This window comes from Actinomadura rubrisoli (assembly GCF_004349215.1).
Classification (GTDB): Bacteria; Actinomycetota; Actinomycetes; order Streptosporangiales; family Streptosporangiaceae; genus Spirillospora; species Spirillospora rubrisoli.
Genome location: NZ_SMKU01000003.1, coordinates 1 through 17,690, shown reverse-complemented (window position 1 = coordinate 17,690; position 17,690 = coordinate 1). Strand labels below are relative to the sequence as shown.

15 protein-coding genes are annotated in these 17,690 nt (G+C 73.5%); 9 read left to right on the top strand and 6 right to left on the bottom strand.

The window, feature by feature from the left end:
* Positions 1-1,269 carry an MDR family MFS transporter gene (locus E1298_RS01500; protein WP_131888901.1) on the bottom strand — a complete coding sequence of 423 codons (1,269 nt, stop codon included), beginning with the start codon at positions 1,267-1,269 and terminating at the stop codon, positions 1-3.
* Between the two features lie 55 nt (positions 1,270-1,324).
* Here E1298_RS01500 and E1298_RS01495 point away from each other — a divergent pair, with 55 nt between their 5' ends.
* On the top strand, positions 1,325-2,329 hold the full coding sequence (locus E1298_RS01495) for an ArsR/SmtB family transcription factor (protein ID WP_131888900.1): 1,005 nt from the start codon (positions 1,325-1,327) through the stop codon (positions 2,327-2,329).
* A gap of 25 nt (positions 2,330-2,354) precedes the next feature.
* Here E1298_RS01495 and E1298_RS01490 read toward each other — a convergent pair whose 3' ends face one another.
* Complete coding sequence (locus E1298_RS01490) at positions 2,355-3,374, bottom strand: terpene synthase family protein (protein ID WP_131888899.1); 1,020 nt, start codon at positions 3,372-3,374, stop codon at positions 2,355-2,357.
* A gap of 159 nt (positions 3,375-3,533) precedes the next feature.
* Here E1298_RS01490 and E1298_RS01485 point away from each other — a divergent pair, with 159 nt between their 5' ends.
* The 5 genes from E1298_RS01485 to E1298_RS01465 all read left to right on the top strand — a co-directional run bounded on the left by E1298_RS01485 (position 3,534) and on the right by E1298_RS01465 (position 10,761).
* Positions 3,534-4,349, top strand: coding sequence for a transporter substrate-binding domain-containing protein (locus E1298_RS01485; RefSeq protein ID WP_131888898.1), 816 nt, complete (start codon positions 3,534-3,536; stop codon positions 4,347-4,349).
* Positions 4,346-5,173 (top strand): amino acid ABC transporter permease, encoded by an 828-nt coding sequence (locus tag E1298_RS01480; RefSeq protein ID WP_131888897.1) that lies wholly within the window; start codon positions 4,346-4,348, stop codon positions 5,171-5,173. Before E1298_RS01485 ends, E1298_RS01480 begins: the two co-directional genes overlap by 4 nt.
* Positions 5,170-6,006, top strand: a complete 837-nt coding sequence (locus E1298_RS01475) for an amino acid ABC transporter ATP-binding protein (RefSeq protein WP_131888896.1) — start codon at positions 5,170-5,172, stop codon at positions 6,004-6,006. The genes E1298_RS01480 and E1298_RS01475 overlap by 4 nt, the downstream gene beginning before the upstream one ends.
* Positions 6,007-6,095: 89 nt before the next feature.
* Positions 6,096-7,457, top strand: a complete 1,362-nt coding sequence (locus E1298_RS01470; protein ID WP_131888895.1) for a glutamine synthetase family protein — start codon at positions 6,096-6,098, stop codon at positions 7,455-7,457.
* Positions 7,458-7,563: 106 nt separating this feature from the next.
* Positions 7,564-10,761, top strand: a complete 3,198-nt coding sequence (locus tag E1298_RS01465; RefSeq protein ID WP_131888894.1) for a bifunctional [glutamine synthetase] adenylyltransferase/[glutamine synthetase]-adenylyl-L-tyrosine phosphorylase — start codon at positions 7,564-7,566, stop codon at positions 10,759-10,761.
* Positions 10,762-10,767: 6 nt separating this feature from the next.
* Here the strand turns inward: E1298_RS01465 and E1298_RS01460 are convergent, their stop codons facing one another.
* Together E1298_RS01460 and E1298_RS01455 are read right to left on the bottom strand one after the other, a co-directional pair.
* The gene (locus E1298_RS01460) at positions 10,768-11,682 is read right to left on the bottom strand and encodes a phosphatase PAP2 family protein (RefSeq protein ID WP_243725336.1); all 915 of its coding nucleotides are present in this window, start codon (positions 11,680-11,682) and stop codon (positions 10,768-10,770) included.
* 13 nt (positions 11,683-11,695) lie between these two features.
* Entirely contained in the window at positions 11,696-12,613 is a 918-nt protein-coding gene (locus E1298_RS01455; protein ID WP_243725335.1) for a phosphatase PAP2 family protein, read from the bottom strand.
* Positions 12,614-12,842: 229 nt separating this feature from the next.
* Here E1298_RS01455 and E1298_RS01450 point away from each other — a divergent pair, with 229 nt between their 5' ends.
* Together E1298_RS01450 and E1298_RS01445 are read left to right on the top strand one after the other, a co-directional pair.
* Positions 12,843-13,886: an alpha/beta fold hydrolase gene (locus tag E1298_RS01450; protein ID WP_131888893.1), complete on the top strand. Its 1,044-nt coding sequence runs from the start codon at positions 12,843-12,845 to the stop codon at positions 13,884-13,886.
* Positions 13,887-14,020: 134 nt separating this feature from the next.
* Positions 14,021-14,557 (top strand): alpha/beta hydrolase, encoded by a 537-nt coding sequence (locus E1298_RS01445; protein WP_207944375.1) that lies wholly within the window; start codon positions 14,021-14,023, stop codon positions 14,555-14,557.
* Here E1298_RS01445 and E1298_RS01440 read toward each other — a convergent pair.
* A complete protein-coding gene (locus E1298_RS01440) occupies positions 14,554-14,946 on the bottom strand; it encodes an OsmC family protein (RefSeq protein ID WP_131888891.1) in 393 nt (130 codons plus the stop codon). The two genes, E1298_RS01445 and E1298_RS01440, sit on opposite strands and share 4 nt — an antisense overlap.
* Positions 14,947-15,009: 63 nt before the next feature.
* Positions 15,010-17,139 carry a DEAD/DEAH box helicase gene (locus tag E1298_RS01435; RefSeq protein WP_207944374.1) on the bottom strand — a complete coding sequence of 710 codons (2,130 nt, stop codon included), beginning with the start codon at positions 17,137-17,139 and terminating at the stop codon, positions 15,010-15,012.
* 230 nt (positions 17,140-17,369) lie between these two features.
* Here E1298_RS01435 and E1298_RS01430 point away from each other — a divergent pair, with 230 nt between their 5' ends.
* Complete coding sequence (locus E1298_RS01430) at positions 17,370-17,681, top strand: hypothetical protein (protein WP_131888890.1); 312 nt, start codon at positions 17,370-17,372, stop codon at positions 17,679-17,681.
* Positions 17,682-17,690 lie beyond the last annotated feature (9 nt).

The following is a 17,690-nucleotide window of genomic DNA, read 5'->3' as shown; positions in this document are numbered from 1 at the left end:
TCACTTTGACGAGAAGAGGGGGTCCAGGGCGAGGGCGCGGCGGCGGCGGATCGCGGGGGCCAGCAGGAGCTGCCCGGCCGCCGCGGTGAGGCCCAGGCCGAGGCAGGTCAGCCACAGCGCGGCCGGTCCGCCCGCGCCGAGCAGCTGGGTGCCGCCGAGCGGCGCCAGCAGGAAGCCGCCCGACCACGCCATGCCGTACAGGCCGTTGTAGCGGCCGCGCAGGTGGGCGGGGGCGAGGTCGGCGACGACGGCTTGCAGGACGGCCGCGGCGATGATCTCCCCGAGCGTCCACACCAGGATCGTCGCGGTGTAGGCGAGCACCGACGCCGCGAGCGCGGTGAGCCCGTATCCGACGGCGACCAGGACGAACCCGGCGACCATCACCAGGCTGTGGTCGCGCCGGGCCAGCCACGCGTTGACCAGCGGCTGCACGACGATGATCAGCACGCCGTTGGCGGCGATGGCCAGGCCGTACGCCTGCGGGCCGAGGCCGTCCTCCTTCATGGCGAGCGGCATCGTCGTCATGCCCTGCATCAGCACGAACGTGTAGAGCAGCGTGATCAGCACGTAGGCGACCATGACGCGGTCGCGCAGCACCCGGCCGAAGCCGCCGCCGGGCGCGGTGCCGTCCGGGACGTCCCGCGACCTGGTCTCCGGGACGGCGCGCCACACCAGCAGCCCGAACGCGACGCAGGTGAGCGCGTCGATCCAGAACAGCCACAGGAAGCCCTGCTGGGCGAGCGTCCCGCCGAGCACCATCGCGAACGCCCAGCCGAGGTTGACGGCCCAGAACATCAGCCCGAACGCGCGCGGGCGGTCCGCCGGGGAGATCAGGTCGGCCACCATCGCCTGCGACGCGGGGCGGTACATGTCCAGCAGGACGCCGAGCAGCAGCGCGGCGGCGACGATCGCGACGATGCCCTGCGCGTAGCCGAGCGCCAGCATCGCGGCGCCGGTGCCGACGGTCGCGAACGTCAGCGTCACGCGCCGTCCGAGGCGGTCGGCGAGGGTGCCGCCGACGAGCTGCCCGGCGAACGAGCCGGCGCCGAGGACCGCCATCACCGCGCCCGCCTGGGCCAGCGACAGGCCGCGCGAGGTCGTCAGGTAGAGGCCCATGAACGGCTCGACCATGGTCCCGAGCCGGTTGAGCAGGCTCCCCGCCCACAGCACCCAGAACGACCGGGGGAAGCCGCCGACGCGGGGACGCAGGAACGCCGCGACCCGGCCCGGCGGCGGCGGGCCGACAGGAGCGTCTTCGAGTGCGGTCACTTACATGATCCTCGGGGTGGGCCCGGGTCCGCGACAGTCATTTAGGCTCGGCTAAATGATCGAGCTGGTGTTCGCGCCGGACGATGTGGCCCGGGTCCGGTTCGCGTTCTCACCGCTGTGGGAGCTGGTGCGCAGCCTGCGGGTCCTCGCGGACCCGTCGGGGCACGCGCTGCACCTGCCCTGGGTCCACTCCGTCCGGCCGCGGCTGCGCGGGCTCGGCATCGAGCCGCTGCGCGAGGTCGTCCTGTCCTGGGGCTACATCCCCGACTTCCTCACCCCGCCGCCGAACACCCCGCTGCCCGACCTGCGGGCCGAGCTGGAGATCGTCCGGGCGACGCCGCCCGAGGTCGTCGCCGCCGAGCTGCGCTGGACCGAGCGCGGCGGCAGGGCGACGCCCCGGCGGCTGGCGATGGCGGCCGATCCCGAGCGCACCCTGGAGACCCTCGCCGACATGCTGGAGCGCTACTGGACCGCGGCCGTCGAGCCGTTCTGGCCGCGCGTCCGCGATCTCCTGGAGGGCGACGTCCTGCGCCGGACCCGCGGTCTGGCCGCGCAGGGCGCGGAGGGCGTGTTCGCCGACCTGCACGAGGTGGTGGCCTGGCGGGCCGGGACGCTGTCCATCGACCGGGGCTGGGAGTACCGGGGGGAGCTGGCCGGGAGCGGGCTGCTGCTGGTCCCGAGCGCGTTCGTGTGGCCGGGGGTGTCGGTGATGCTGCCGCCCTACCAGGCGATGCTCAGCTACCCGCCGACCGGCGTGGCGACGCTGTGGGAGACCGGCCGCCCGTCCGGGGCCGCGTCCGGCCGCCCGTCCGGCGGCCCGTCCGGCGCGCTCGCCGCCCTGATCGGACGCCGCCGCGCCGAGCTGCTCACCGTGCTCGCCACCCCCGCGTCCACGACGGAGCTGGCCGGGCGGATGGGCGTGACGGCCGGGGCGGTCAGCCAGCACCTCGGCGTGCTGCGCGCCTGCGGCCTGGTCACCGGCCACCGCCTGGGCCGCCGCGTCCTCTACGTCCGCACCCCCGCCGGCGACTCCCTCGCCGCGGCCCCCGAGTTCCGCTGAGTCGCTCCTGGGGGCGGCCCCAGGGTCAGCGGAGCGAGGCCAGGGCGTCCAGCCGGTAGGTGCCGGGGGGCGCGTCGGACTCGTAGCGGCCGGACTCGGCGAGCCAGTCGAGATGGGCGCGGGGGGTGTCCAGCAGGACCTTGACGACCTGCGCGGCGGCGGCGCGCTGCGCGACCGACAGCTGGAGGCGCTCCAGCATCTCCGGGAGCCCGCGCGCCGCCGTCCGCGCGTCCTCGGCCCGGTCGCCGATGCGCTCGACGACCGCGGCGCCCGCCCGCGCGAGGTCGGTCCCCTCGGCGGCCGCGATCACGTCGGGCAGGTTGTGGACGTCGCCGCGCGCCGACTCCAGATCGTGCGAGGCCAGGTCGTTCGCCCAGGCGACGCAGTCGGCGACGCTGTCGGCGAGGGTCTTCCACCCGGGCGTCCTGAGCAGCCGCGGCGACAGCTCGACGCCGAGGACGGGCTCGATCAGGTCGTACAGGAACGGCCCGCACGCCCGCCGGCGCAGCGGCGCGAACTCCGCCGGGGCCGGGGTGTGCCCGATGCGGCGGTTGACGGCCTCCTTGGCGCAGCCGTCCCGGTGCGCCTCCAGGTGCAGCATGAAGCGGCGGCGCCAGTCGCGGCTCATGCTCCGGGACGTGGCGTGCCACAGCTCGACCAGCGTCGCCTCCAGCGGGCGGGCGCCCGGCCGGGCGTGGCCGCGCCGCATCGCGCGCAGCAGGTCGTCGTAAAGGCCGTGCACGGCGCTCCCGCTGTCGGCGAGCGGCGGATGGTCCAGGGTGTCGTCCAGCGCGAGCGCCCAGACGAGCCAGCGGGCGAACAGGTCCACCCCGGCGAGGTCGGCGGTCGGGAACACCCGCGCGGCGAGCCGCTCGCACCGGGCCCGGCCGAGCGGCGAGGTGTCCGGATCGCCGAGCACCAGCCCCCGGCCGCGCGCCCAGGCCTCCACCTGGGCGCACAGCCGCCACGACTCCGGGTGCATGGCCGACGGGGCGGCCAGCGGGGCCGCCCGGTCGGTCGTCGAGAGAAGAAGTGAGATGTCCACGGCCCGGCCCACGCTAATGATCGGCCCGGTTCCGTCCCATGATCGCCACGTCAATTTTGGGGAAACGGGAATGGGGGGACGGTCACGGACGCGTCTGCCGCGGACACGGAGCGCGTGACATAGTTCGGTGATCAATGAGATCGACACCAGGAGGACGACGTGTCCAGACGGACCACGCGCTGCGCGCTGGGTGCGACCCTGGCCGCCCTGGCGCTGACCGCTTCGGCGTGCGGCGGCGACGACGGCGCCACCGTGCAGGGCGTCAAGCTGATCAAGAAGGGTGCGCTGACCTCGTGCACCCACCTGCCCTACCCGCCGTTCCAGATCGAGCAGAACGGCAAGGTCGTCGGCTTCGACGTCGACATGGTCGATCTGGTCGCCAAGCGGCTCGGCGTGACGCAGAAGGTCGTCGACACCCAGTTCGAGACGATGAGGACGGGCGCGGCGCTCAACGCCGGCAAGTGCGACATCGTCATGGGCGGCATGACGATCAAGCCCGACCGGGTCAAGTTCATGGACGTCTCCAAGCCGTACTTCGACGCCACGCAGGCGCTGCTGGCCAAGAAGGGCAGCGGGATCACCTCGCTGGAGGACGTGAAGTCCAGGAAGATCAAGATCGGCTCGCAGGCCGGCACGACCGGTGAGGACTTCGCCAAGGACAAGGGCCTGGACCCGCGCTCGTTCGACAACTCCCTCGCCGTGCTGGACGGGCTGCGGACGGGCCAGGTCGAGGTGATCATCGAGGACTACCCGGTCGTCCAGAACTGGCTGAAGGACCCGGTGAACGCCAAGTACGCGATCGCCGCGAACCTCAACACCGGCGAGCAGTACGGCTTCTGGATGCGCAAGGGCGACAACCCCAAGCTCGTCGAGATGACCGACCAGGTGATCGCCCAGGCGAAGGCCGACGGCACCTACAAGAAGATCTATGAGAAGTGGGTCGGCCCGATGCCGAAGACCGGCGGCCCGTCGTGACCGCTGAACCGGTGGGGGCGGCGCCGGGGGGCCTTTCCCGGCGCCGCCGCCGCCAGCTCTCCCTGGGGGGCCAGTACGGGCTGTTCGGCGCCGCCGTCCTGGCGATCGCGCTCCTGGCCGACTGGTCCACGCTGCGGCTGAACTTCGCCAACTGGGACGTCGCGCGGGACCTGTTCCCCGAGATCATCACGACCGGGCTGCGCAACACAGCCGTCTACACGGCCGTCGGGTTCGGCCTGGGCCTCGCGCTCGGGCTGGTCGTGGCGCTGATGCGGCTGTCGTCGGCGCTGCCCTACCGGTGGTTCGCCACCGTCTACATCGAGGTGTTCCGCGGCCTCCCGCTGCTGCTGATCTTCATCTTCGTGGGCGTCGGCGTGCCGCTGGCCTTCCCCGGCACCAACATCCCCGGCGGCGCCGTCGGGCAGGCGGGCCTCGCGCTCGGCCTGGTCGCGGCGGCCTACATGGCCGAGACGATCCGGGCCGGGATCCAGGCCGTCCCGAAGGGGCAGCTGGAGGCGGCGCGCTCGCTCGGCATGTCGCACGCCAAGGCCATGCGGTCGATCATCCTCCCGCAGGCGTTCCGGATCATCATCCCCCCGCTCACCAACGAGCTGGTGCTGCTGTGCAAGGACTCCTCGCTGATGCTGTTCCTCGGCGCGACGCTGGAGCAGCGCGAGCTCACCAAGTTCGGCCGCGACCTGGCCGGCCAGGTCGGCAACACCACCCCGATCGTCGTGGCCGGCATCTGCTATCTGCTCATCACGATCCCGCTGAGCCTGCTGGCCCGGCGGCTGGAGGCGCGGCAGCGGAGGGGGCAGCGATGAAACGCGTGGACGCGGGCGTGGACGACCCGGAGGACGCGGGCGCCATCGAGATCCGGGGCCTGCACAAGTCGTTCGGCGCCAACGAGGTGCTGCGCGGCATCGACTTCCATGTGGCGCCGGGTGAGGTCGTGTGCGTCATCGGGCCGTCCGGCTCGGGCAAGTCGACGCTGCTGCGCTGCGTGAACCTGCTGGAGGAGCCGTCGGCGGGCTCGGTGCGGGTCGCGGGCGTCGAGGTGACCGGCCCCGATGTCGACATCGACGCCGTCCGGCGCGGGATCGGCATGGTCTTCCAGTCGTTCAACCTCTTCCCGCACCTGACGGCGCTCGGGAACGTCATGATCGCCCAGCGGAGGGTGCTGGGACGCGGCAAGGCCGAGGCCGAGCGGGTCGCGCGGGACAACCTGGAGCGGGTCGGGCTGGCCGACAAGATCGACGCCTATCCGGCGCAGCTGTCGGGCGGCCAGCAGCAGCGCGTGGCCATCGCCCGCGCGCTGGCGATGGGCCCCCGGGTGATGCTGTTCGACGAGCCGACCTCGGCGCTGGATCCCGAGCTGGTCGGCGACGTCCTCGGCGTCATGCGGACGCTGGCCGAGGCGGGGATGACCATGCTCGTCGTCACCCACGAGATGAGCTTCGCCCGCGAGGTGGCCGACCGGGTCGTGTTCATGGACGCCGGCGTGGTGGTCGAGGAGGGCCCGCCGTCGCAGGTGGTCGCCGCTCCCGTGCACGAGCGGACCCGCGCCTTCCTTTCCCGCGTCCTCGACCCCGCCGCGGCGCGCGTGGGTGAGGGCGAACCGTCGGATATGTTCCGATCAGGGGAGCCCGGCGCGTAACGTCGCGGTAACAGCGCCGGGGCATACTGCAAGGTAGCCGGACCTGTCGCCGCGACCGGCCCGGCATCGCACCACCGAGGGAGAAGGCTTTGGACCGACAGCAGGAGTTCGTGCTCCGCACGCTGGAGGAGCGCGACATCCGCTTCATCCGGCTGTGGTTCACCGACGTGCTCGGGTTCCTGAAGTCCGTGGCCGTCGCCCCCGCCGAGCTGGAGGGCGCCTTCGGCGAGGGCATCGGCTTCGACGGCTCGGCGATCGAGGGATTCGCCCGGGTCTACGAGGCCGACATGATCGCCAAGCCGGACCCGTCCACGTTCCAGGTGCTGCCCTGGCGCTCGGAGTCGCCCGGCGTCGGCCGGATGTTCTGCGACATCCTCATGCCGGACGGGACGCCGAGCTTCGCCGACCCCCGCTACGTCCTCAAGCGGTCGCTGGCGCGCGCCGCCGACCTCGGGTTCACCTTCTATACCCACCCCGAGGTGGAGTTCTTCCTGCTCAACGACCAGCCCGAGGACGGCCGCGAGCCCGAGCCCGCCGACGCGGGCGGCTACTTCGACCACACCCCGCACAGCGCCGCGCACGACTTCCGGCGCAACGCGATCATGATGCTGGAGGCCATGGGCATCTCGGTGGAGTACAGCCACCACGAGGGCGCCCCCGGCCAGCAGGAGATCGACCTGCGGTACGCCGACGCGCTCACCACCGCCGACAACATCATGACGTTCCGGCTGGTGATGAAGGAGGTCGCGCTGGAGCAGGGCGTGTTCGCCTCGTTCATGCCGAAGCCCTTCACCGACCACCCCGGTTCCGGCATGCACACCCACATGTCGCTGTTCGAGGGCGACCGCAACGCCTTCTACGAGCCCGGCGCGGAGTTCAAGCTCTCCAAGGTCGGCCGCGCGTTCATCGCCGGGCTGCTGCGGCACTCCGCCGAGATCACCGCCGTGTGCAACCAGTGGGTCAACTCCTACAAGCGGCTCTGGGGCGGGGTCGGCTCGGCGGCGGGCGCCGGCGGCGAGGCCCCGTCCTACATCTGCTGGGGCCACAACAACCGGTCCGCGCTCGTCCGCGTGCCGATGTACAAGCCGCACAAGGGCCACTCGACCCGCATCGAGTTCCGGTCGCTGGACACCGCCGCCAACCCCTACCTGGCGTTCGCGGCCATCCTGGGCGCCGGGCTCAAGGGCATCGAGGAGGGCTACGAGCTGCCCCCGGGCGCCGAGGACGACGTGTGGGCGCTCACCGCGGCCGAGCGGCGCGCCCTCGGCATCGAGCCGCTGCCGCAGAGCCTGGACGAGGCGATCCACGCGATGGAGCGCAGCGAGTTGATGGCGGACGTCCTCGGCGAGCACGTCTTCGACTTCTTCCTGCGCAACAAGCGCCACGAGTGGGAGGACTACCGCCGCCAGGTCACCGAGTACGAGCGCAAACGCCTCATCGCCGTCCTGTAGAGCGCTCGTCCGGTAGGGGGCGCGGGGCGGGGCGGAGACGCAATCGAGATCTGCGCACCGCACCTCACGGCGGACCGGCGAGGGTTCGTCCGATTACGGTGGGGTCGTGAGCGAGCCGTGGACTGATCGCCGCCCGTCGCTGGCCGGGCGCCTGGCCAGGCTGGGCTTCACCGACGCCGGACGGGCCGGGGGGCTCATCCTGGGGGCCGAGGCGGCCGCCGGGGCCGAGCTCGGCAACGACCTGCTGGAGGCGCTCGGCGCCACCGCCGACCCCGACCTCGCGCTGGACGGGCTGCTCCGGCTGCTGGAGTCGGCCGACGGGCGCGGCGAGGGCGCCGCGCTGCGGGCCGCGCTCGCCGCGGAGCCCGGCACCCGGGAGCGGCTGCCGGCGGTGCTCGGGGTGAGCGCCGCGCTCGCCGACCATCTCGCCCGCCATCCCGGCGACTGGCGCGTGCTGCGCGACGATGGAGCGGTCCACGGATCGGACGGCGAGGACGCGGCCGAGCCCGGCGAGGAGCGTTCCGGAGAGCGGTGGGCGCGTGAGCGGCCGCCGGCCGGGGAACTGCGCGCCGATCTGCTGGCGGCCGTGGGCGCCGACCCGGCCGCGGACGAGCCGGTGGCCTCCGGGTCCGGCCCCGACGCGCTCGTCGCGCTGCGCGTGGCCTACCGCAGGCGGCTGCTCTCGCTGGCGGGCCGCGACCTGATCGGCGTCGCCGACGTCGCCGAGGTGGCCGCCGAGCTGGCCGACCTCGCCGCCGCCGCGCTGGAGGCCGGGCTCGCCGTCGCCCGCGCCGAGGTCCCCGGCCACGCCGCCTGCCGGCTCGCGGTGATCGGGATGGGCAAGTGCGGGGGACGCGAGCTCAACTACGTCAGCGACGTCGATGTCGTCTTCGTGGCCGAGGCACGCGAGGGCGAGGACGAGGAGGCCGCCCTGCGCGCCGCGACCCGGCTCGCGTCGGGGGTCATGCGGGCCTGCTCGTCCAGCACCCGGGAGGGCTCCCTCTGGGAGGTGGACGCGGCGCTGCGTCCGGAGGGCAAGGCCGGGCCGCTCGTGCGGACGCTGGCCAGCCACCGCGCCTACTACGAGCGCTGGGCCAAGACCTGGGAGTTCCAGGCGCTGCTCAAGGCCAGGCACGTGGCGGGCGACGCCGATCTCGGCCGCCGCTACATGGACGCCATCACCCCGATCGTGTGGCGGGCCGCCGGCGGGGAGAGCTTCGTCGAGGACGTCCAGGCCATGCGCCGCCGCGTGGAGGCCGACCTCAGCCGGCGCAGCGCCGAGGCCGAGCGGCAGCTCAAGCTCGGGCCGGGCGGGCTGCGCGACGTGGAGTTCGCCGTGCAGCTCCTCCAGCTCGTCCACGGCCGGGCCGACGAGACGCTCCGCAGCCCCACCACGCTGGACGCGCTGCACGAGCTGTCGCGGGGCGGCTACGTCGGACGGGACGACGCGGCGGCGCTCGCCTCGGCCTACCGGTTCCTGCGGCGCGTGGAGCACCTCATCCAGCTGCACCGGCTGCGCCGCACCCACCTGGTGCCGGACGATCCCGCCGACCTGCGGCGCCTCGGCCGGGCCCTCGGGCTGCGCACCGACCCGGTCGGCGAGTTCACCGCGCTGTGGCGGCGGCACGCCCGCGAGGTCCGCCGGATCCACGAGAAGCTGTTCTACCGCCCGCTGCTGCGCGCCGTGGCCCGGCTGCCCGGGGAGGAGTCGCGGCTGACGCCCGAGGCGGCCCGCGTCCGGCTGGAGGCGCTCGGCTACGCCGACCCGGCGGGGGCGCTGCGGCACATCGAGGCCCTCACCGCCGGGGTGTCGCGCCGCGCGGCGATCCAGCGGACGCTGCTGCCGGTCATGCTCGGCTGGTTCGCCGACGCGCCCGACCCCGACGCGGGGCTGCTCGGGTTCCGGCAGGTCAGCGACGCGCTCGGCACCACCCCCTGGTACCTGCGCCTGCTGCGGGACGAGGTGAGCGTGGCCGAGCGGATGGCCTGGGTCCTCGGCTCCAGCCGCTACGCCACCGACCTGCTGTTGCGCGCCCCCGAGGCCGTCGCGATGCTCGGCAGCGCCGCCGGGCTGGCGCCGCGCCCGTTCGAGGCGCTGCGCTCGGAGGCCCTGGCCGCCGTCCGCCGCCACACCGACCCGGACGCCGCCGCGACCCCCGCCGGCCCGGCGTCGGAGGGCACGACACCCGGCGGCACGGCGCCCGGGACGGTGGCGCCGGTGGCGAGGGCGGTCGGCGGCGGGCCGGCCGAGGAGGCGGTCTCCGTGGTGCGCGCGCTGCGCCGCCGGGAGCTGTTCCGGATCGCCGTCGCCGACCTGCTCTGCATCACCGACGTGCGGGCGGTCGGCGAGGCCCTCACCGACATCTGCACGGTCACGCTCGACGCCGCCCTCCAGGCCGCCGTCAGCAAGATCGAGATGGAGGCCAGGGCGCCGCTGCCGACCCGGCTGGCCGTCGTCGCCATGGGCCGGTTCGGCGGCCACGAGCTGGGCTACGGCAGCGACGCCGACGTCATGTTCGTCCACGATCCGCTGCCCGGCGCGGACGAGCGGGAGGCGGGCCGCGCGGCGCACGCCGTCGCCGAGGAGCTGCGCCGGCTGCTGTCGCGGCCCGCCCCCGACCCGCCGCTGGAGATCGACCCGAACCTGCGTCCCGAGGGCCGGCAGGGGCCGCTCGTCCGCACGCTGGCCTCCTACGCCGCCTACTACGCGCGCTGGTCGGAGCCGTGGGAGGCGCAGGCGCTGCTGCGCGCCGACCCGATCATCGGCGACCCGGGGCTGCGCGAGCGGTTCCGCGCCCTGATCGACCCGATCCGCTGGCCCGAGGGCGGCATCGACGACGACGCCGTCCGCCAGATCCGGCGGCTGAAGGCCCGCATGGAGTCCGAGCGGCTGCCGCGCGGCGTCGAGCGGCGGCTGCACATCAAGCTCGGCCCCGGCGGCCTCGCCGACGTGGAATGGGCCGCGCAGCTCCTGCAGCTCAGGCACGCCCACGACGTCCCCGCGCTCCGCACGACCCGCACCCTCGCCGCGCTGGACGCGGCGGTCGGCGCCCGGCTGCTGGACGAGGACGACGCGCAGGTGCTGTCGGAGGCGTGGTGCCTGGCCACCCGGCTCCGCGGGTCGATCACGCTGGTGCGGGGCCGGGCGTCCGACCTGCTCCCGACCGACCACCACCGCGAGCGCAGCGCCGTCACCCGCGTCCTGGACTACCCGGGGACGGGCGACCTCCTGGAGGACTACCGGCGGCACGCCCGCCGGGCCCGCGCCGTCGTCGACCGCGTGTTCTACGGCGCGGACGACTGACAGGGGCTAACCCGGCGTTCTGGGGGCGGACGACTCGTGGGCCGGACGGGCGAGCGCCACGGCCAGGAACGCGCCGCGGGTGAGGGCGAGGCCCCCGGCGACGGCGGCGCCCCCGCCGACGGCGTCCAGCAGGAAGTGGTTGGCCGTCCCCATGATCACCACGATCGTGGCGGCCGGGTACAGGGCCGCCAGGACCATCGCCCAGCGCCGCCGGGTGACCGCGATCACAGCGGCGGCGCACCACAGCGACCAGGCGGTGTGCATCGAGGGCATCGCCGCGTACTGGTTGGACAGCGAGGCGGTCGGCCCCGAGTCGTAGATCCCCCACGTCCCGAAGGTGATCACGGTGTCGGTGAAGCCCGGCAGCATCCGGGGCGGCGCCAGCGGGTAGATCCAGAACCCGATCAGCCCCAGCACGGTCGTGGCGAACAGCAGCGTCCGGTACCTGGCGTAGTGGGCCGGGCGCCACACGTACAGCCACACCATCACGGCGATCGTCACGGCGAAGTGCGCCGTGGCGTAGAAGTAGTTGGCCCCGACCGCCAGCCATCCGTGCGTGACGAACAGCCGGTTGAGCGAGTACTCGACGTTGAAGCGGAGGTCGTACTCCAGGTTCAGGATCTCGTAGGCCCGGTGCGCCGCGATCGCGTGGTCGGTGGGCACCAGGTTCCGGACGGTCTGGTACGCGAGGTAGCAGAGGGCGAGCAGCAGGAGCTCCTGCCACAGGCGCGGCCTGTGCCTCCCCGGGCGGTGCGCGCCGCGGTGGCATCCGCTCCCGCGGTCTACCTCGCCGCCGTGGCCGCCCGTGCGGGGGCAACTCGTGGGGCGCCCACTCGTGCCGTCGCCGCCCGTGCGGGGGCCGCCCGCCGCGCCGCTGGCCCCGTCGCGGCAGGTTGTCCGGATGCGCTCCGGCCTGACCACATTGTCCAGGATCTCAAATGCGGGATCCCGATGCACGTCCGGGGGGCGCCGAATCGGCCCGGGACCTCCCGGCGGGCCGTCCCGAACGCTGCGTCATCCGCTGGACGATGCGGTACCGGGCGTCCCTGATCTGCTCGGGGTAGCGCATGTACACCAGCCACGACAGGGCGAGCGCCCCGCCGATCAGGGCGACCCCGGCCACCGCGTCCAGGACGTAGTGGTTGGCGGTGGACAGGATCACGAACACGGTGGTGGCCGGGTAGATCGCGCCCAGCACCTTGGCCCAGCGCTGGGACGCCAGCTTGACCAGGATGAACCCGCACCACAGCGCCCAGCCCGCGTGCATCGACGGCATCGCGGCGTACTGGTTGGTGAGGCTCCCGGACGCGTCGCTCGCGTACAGGCCGAGCGAGTGCAGCGCCGTCACCGGGTCGACGAAGCCCTCGCTGTGCAGGAACCTCGGCGGCGCCAGCGGGTAGAGCCAGAAGCCCAGCAGCGCGACCCCGGTCGCCACCATGATCGAGGTGCGGAGCCACCGGTAGTCCTGGGGGCGGTAGCGGTACAGCCAGACGACGACGCCGAGCGTCACGATGAAGTGCATCGTGGCGTAGAAGATGTTGGCCGTGCGGGCGAGCCACGGCACGCCCAGGAGCGTCTGGTTCAGGCCCAGCTCCACGTCGATCCCCAGGAACCGCTCCACGTGGAGGATGTCACCCGCGTGGGCGAACGCCGGCCCGGTGCCGTCCTTGACCAGGACGATGCGGGTCAGCGTGTAGCCGGTATAGAAGAGCACGATCAGCATCAGCTCGCGCCACACCGGCGGCGCGGTGAGCACCCGGCGCCGCGGCGTCGCGGCGGGCTGTCGCGGCTCGCCTCGCCGGGCCTGGTGGGCCTGGTCTCGGAGGGCTGCTGGGGGGGCGGATTGGGCCATGCTACCTATCTTTGCCGTACGGCCCCCTGATTGAGATCACCGCGACGAATGGTCTTCATCTCAGACTTGAGTAGTACGACCCTGATGCGGTATCCGGTCTTTCGGGGGAGGGCCTCCGGGTCCCGGGGTCCTTCTCCCACGCGCGGAGCCTATGAAGTTGATCAGGAATCAGCATAGGAGGCGAGGGGTAGGTCCCGAGCGTCCCCCCGTGAACCGAACGGTGGGACATATGCCCAGGATCACCCCGATACCCGGCATTGCGGCGATTACCACCGCCGCGCTGGCCGCATTCGGACTGATCTCCTGCGGCGGGACGGACCGTCCGCGCGCCGCCGCCGGCACGCCGTCCCCTCCCTTCTCCCCGCCGCCCGACTGGACGCCCTGCACCGGGCTGGGCGCCAAGCCGCCGTCCGCCGGGACGCGCTGCGCGACCGTGAAGGTCCCCCTGGACTACGCCAGGCCGTCCGGCGAGACCATCGCCCTGGCCCTGATCCGCGTCCCCGCCACCGACCGGCGGCACCGCGCCGGCTCGCTGCTGTTCAACTTCGGCGGCCCCGGCGGCGACGGCGTCGACACGCTCGCCCAGGCCGCGAGGCAGTTCAAGAACCTCAACACCCGCTACGACCTGATCGGCTTCGATCCCCGGGGCGTCGGCCGGAGCGCGCCGGTCACCTGCGTGTCCGACCGCCGCACGGACCAGATCGTCGCCGGGGACGGCTCTCCCGACACCGCCGCCGAGGAGAAGGCGTTCATCGAGGAGCAGAGGTCCTACGTCCGGCGCTGTCAGGCCCGCTCCGGCCGCCTCCTGCCCCACGTCGGGACGATCAACGCCGCCCGCGACATGGACGCCGTCCGCTCCGCCGTCGGCGACGCGCGGCTGCACTACTTCGGGATGTCCTACGGCACCTGGCTCGGCGGCAGCTACGCCCACCAGTTCCCCGGCAACGTCGGACGCGCCGTCCTCGACGGGGCCGTCGACACCAAGATCAGCCCTGTGGACCTCGGACTGCAGCAGGCCGCCGCGTTCCAGCGCGCGCTCGGCGGCTTCGCCTCCGCCTGCGCCGCCATCGGCCGCGCCTGCCCGCTCGGCACCGACAGGCCGTCCGTCGTCGCGTCCATCGGACGGCTCCTCACCGGCCTCGACCGCGGCCCGCTGCCGGCCCGCGGCGGCCGGCGGCTGACCCAGAGCCTCGGTACCACCGGCGTCGCCGCCGCCCTCTACTCCAGGCAGGCGTGGCCGGTGCTCGCCCAGGGCCTAGGGCATGTTTCATAAGCCCCTGTTCTGTTGCGCGGCGCCCAGGCACGCACCTCGCCGCGTTGTCGTCGGTCGACAGCCAACACCGGGCTGCCTCCCTCCTCCGCCTTGCGATGCACGCACCTGGACACCGCTCACGACGAACGCGACTCATGAAACACGCCCTAGCCGAGGCGGTCACCCGCCGCGACGGCACGATCCTGCTCGCCCTCGCCGACCTGCAGAACGGCCGCCGCGACGACGGCACCTACACCAACCTGGGCGCCGCGAACACCGCGATCACCTGCGCGGACGGCACCGACCGCTACACCCCGGACGACGTCCGGCGCCTGCTGCCCAGGTTCCGCAACGCCTCCCCGGCGTTCGGCGCCTCGATGGCGTGGGGCCTCCTGCGGTGCACGGGCTGGCCGGTCCGCGGCGACGACGCCGCGCGGGAGGTGTCCGCCCCGTCCGCCGCCCCGATCCTCGTCGTCGGCAACACCGGCGACCCGGCCACCCCGTACGCGTGGGCGCCCGCCCTGACCCGGGAGCTGGGCGGCCGGGCGGCGCTCCTCACCCTCCAGGGGGAGGGCCACGGCGCCTACGACACCGGCGACCCCTGCGTCCGCCGCGCCGTGGACACCTACCTCCTCGAAGGCACGCTCCCTCCGACCGGCACCACGTGCGGACGTCCTGTCGCGCGCCCCTAGACGATCTGGTCGACCTTCATGGGCTCCTTGAGGGCGTTGCCGACCGTGCAGTAACTGTCGTGCACCCGCTTGGCCACGGCCGCCAGCACGTCCGGGGCCTTCTCGTCGCCCTCGGGCAGCTCCACGTCGTAGGCGATCGTGATCGTCCCGAGCCTGCTCGTGGCGATCTTGTCGGCCTGGACGGTCGCGGCGAGCCGCGCCATCCGGTGCCCGCGCTTGGCCGTCAGGGGCTCCACGGTGACCAGCTCGCACCCGCCGAGCGCCGCCAGCAGCAGCTCCACCGGCGAGAACACGCCCTCGGCGTCGCCGTCACCGATCGCGACGCTCGCGCCACGCGCGTTGACGGCCCGGAAGCCGTCCTCGGTCCGCTCGACCCTGACCTCGGCCATGACATCCCTTTCGATCGTCGATCCTGCCATCGGAACACGGGCCGACCACACGTTCTTCCCGTCTCAGGACGCGGCGAGGCGCTCCTGCTCCTCCTCGACGATCTGCCGGGCGAGGGTCTGCTCGGAGATGTCGAGCGCGTCCGGCGTCCGCTCGGCCAGGTCGCTGCGCCGCGCGTACTCGTCGAACAGACGGGCCTTCACCCGCAGGATCTCCAGCATCCGCTGGTCGACGCCGCCCGGGGTCAGCAGGCGGTGGACCTGCACCGTCCGCACCTGCCCCATCCGGTGGGCGCGCGCGACCGCCTGCGTCTCCATGGTCGGCTTCACCTGCGGCTCGCAGATGATCACCACCGAGGCGGCCTGGAGGTTCAGCCCGACCCCGCCCGCCTGGATCTGCGCGAGCAGCACCGCGTGCCCGGGCTCGGCGCCGAACGCGTCCACCGTCTCCTGGCGCCGCTCGGCCGGCATCCCGCCGTCGATCGGCCCCCGCGCGTCCCGTCCGACCGCGTCCCGGACGGCCGCCAGCACGTCCCGGAAATAGGAGAACACCACGACCTTCAGCTCGTTCGCCGCGGCCTCGTCCACCAGCTCCTTCAACCGGCTGAGCTTGGCCGACTCCCGCGGGACGGCGTATGCGGCGCGGCGCATCGCCATGAAGTTGCCCGCCGCCACGGCCCGCCGGTAGGCGGCGGCGTCGGCCCTGCTGAACTCCTCCCACTCGTCCACGTGGACGGTCTCGGGCAGCTCCACGAGCACGTCCCGCTGGTTGCGCCGCAGGTAGACGGGCGCGACCGCCGACCGGAACGCCGTCGGCCCCATCGCCGCGTCGCTCATCCTGATCCCGGGGACGAGCTCGGGCCGCAGATGCGCGACCAGGCTGCGGAACTCCTCGACCCGGTTCTCCATCGGCGTTCCGGTGAGGAACAGGACCCGCTCCGTGCGCTCGCACCAGGCGGCCACCGACCTGGCGCGGCGCGTCTGGTGGTTCTTGACGAAGTGCGCCTCGTCCACGACGAACATCCCGAGGGCGACGTCCGGGACGTCAAGGGCGTGCAGCGTGTCGAGGGTCGTGACCGCGATGCCCCCGGCCCCGGCCCACTCCTTCAGCGCGGCCGCCCGTCCGGAACCGTGCACCGGGTGCGCGGGCAGAACACAGCGCGCCTCGATCTCCCGCACCCAGTTGATCAGCACGCTGGCCGGGCACGCCACGAGGAAGTGCGTCGCGCCCTCGGCCCGCAGGTGCGCGATAGCGGCGATGGCCTGGACGGTCTTACCCAGTCCCATCTCGTCCCCGACGATCACCCGCCCCTGGACGAGCGCGAACCGCGCCCCGAACGACTGGTACCCGCGCAGCGACACCCGGCGATAGGTGTCGTCCAGCGGCTGCGCCTTGACCCTGGCCGCCAGGTCGCCCGGCAGGAACCCCTCGGCGGCGTCCCGTTCGGGCCCGACCGCCGCCAGCTCTGCCAGCAAGGTCTGGTAATCGGACGCACGCAGCTCGAAGTCGATCCACGCCTCGTCCGCCGACACCTCCGGCCGCAGCAGGTCCACCGACGCCTGCGAGATCAGGAGCCGCGTACCCCGCGCGTCCTCGGCGTCCAGGACCCGCGCCAGCTCGCCGACCGCCGCCAGCGCCCGCTCCCTGCGCCCCGCCCCCGCGAGCAGCCTCCGCCACCACGACGCCGCGGGCCGCGCGTCATGCACCAGCGGACCGAGCCGCTCGTCCAGCTCCTCGGCGGCGGCCCGGGCGCGCGGCAGCTCCGGCCCCGCCCGCACCAGCCGGTGCAACGCGACCACCAGCGGCGTCGTCTCGTCCCGGCGCTCCACGTCGATCCGGATCCCGGCCGTCCGCTCCGCCGCCTCGGCCAACTGCCCCGCCGCCGCGTGGAGCTGGCTCGCCGTCTGCGGCCCGATCCCCGGGAGGAGCTGAAGCCGGTACGGGGTGCTGTCCAGAACGTCCAGCACGGTCGCGAGCCCGGCCTGCTCCAGCGGCCCCAGCCGCAGCCGCCCGCCCGTCACGTCCTTGAGCCGCGCGACGGGAATCGCCCCCAACTGCCCCCGCGCCGCCTCCCGCCTCAGCGGCCCCAGCGCCCCGTGCACCTCCGCGAGAGCCCGCCGATGATCTCCCAGAAGACCCCGAGCGGCGTCGAGCAGCCCGTACCCGTCCCGCAGCACTTCCCGAGGCTCCGCCACTCAGACCTCCGGGAAGGGGAGGCGGGCGACATCCAGAACCCGCGTCGCTGTCGGCGCCATACGCTCTTCCCTCCTCGGCCGCCGAGCATACAAGCCGGCACCGACTCACCCTCAGCCGATTCAAAGGGCCCCTCCGCAATGCGGAACCGAGCACGTCCGCCAGGGCATGCCGCGTTGCGGCGCCCTCAACCGGGGCATGGACGGGTGACCAGGTCAGGAGGGAGCGTGCTGTGGCAGAACCGGTGGCGGCCGCGCATCATCTCGACCAGCTCGCCGCGGCCCTGCGCGAAGCGGGTTGGGGCACACGGCGAAGGCACGGACAGGGAACAGAACTACTGCAGGTGTTCTCGACCGACCTCCCCGGGGTGGGCGAAAGCATCAGGGTCGGAACGGGCATCGGCGGCCTGCCGTGCTTCATCTCGTCCACCGGCGACCCAATGGCCCACTGCCACGACTTGCACGGAGCACGCATGGAGGTCGCCATCCGCCTCTCACGCCTCGGCATAAGCGTAGATCTCCAGCAACGGCCCCAAACAGCCTGACCCCGCCCC

What these genes read in the sequence shown, in the direction of transcription:
- E1298_RS01495 (WP_131888900.1), top strand. Translation starts at nt 1,325, where the DNA reads ATGATCGAGCTGGTGTTCGCGCCGGACGATGTGGCCCGGGTCCGGTTC.
- E1298_RS01475 (WP_131888896.1), top strand. Translation starts at nt 5,170, where the DNA reads ATGAAACGCGTGGACGCGGGCGTGGACGACCCGGAGGACGCGGGCGCC.
- E1298_RS01455 (WP_243725335.1), bottom strand. Translation starts at nt 12,613, where the DNA reads ATGGCCCAATCCGCCCCCCCAGCAGCCCTCCGAGACCAGGCCCACCAG.
- E1298_RS01450 (WP_131888893.1), top strand. Translation starts at nt 12,843, where the DNA reads ATGCCCAGGATCACCCCGATACCCGGCATTGCGGCGATTACCACCGCC.
- E1298_RS01445 (WP_207944375.1), top strand. Translation starts at nt 14,021, where the DNA reads ATGAAACACGCCCTAGCCGAGGCGGTCACCCGCCGCGACGGCACGATC.
- E1298_RS01440 (WP_131888891.1), bottom strand. Translation starts at nt 14,946, where the DNA reads ATGGCCGAGGTCAGGGTCGAGCGGACCGAGGACGGCTTCCGGGCCGTC.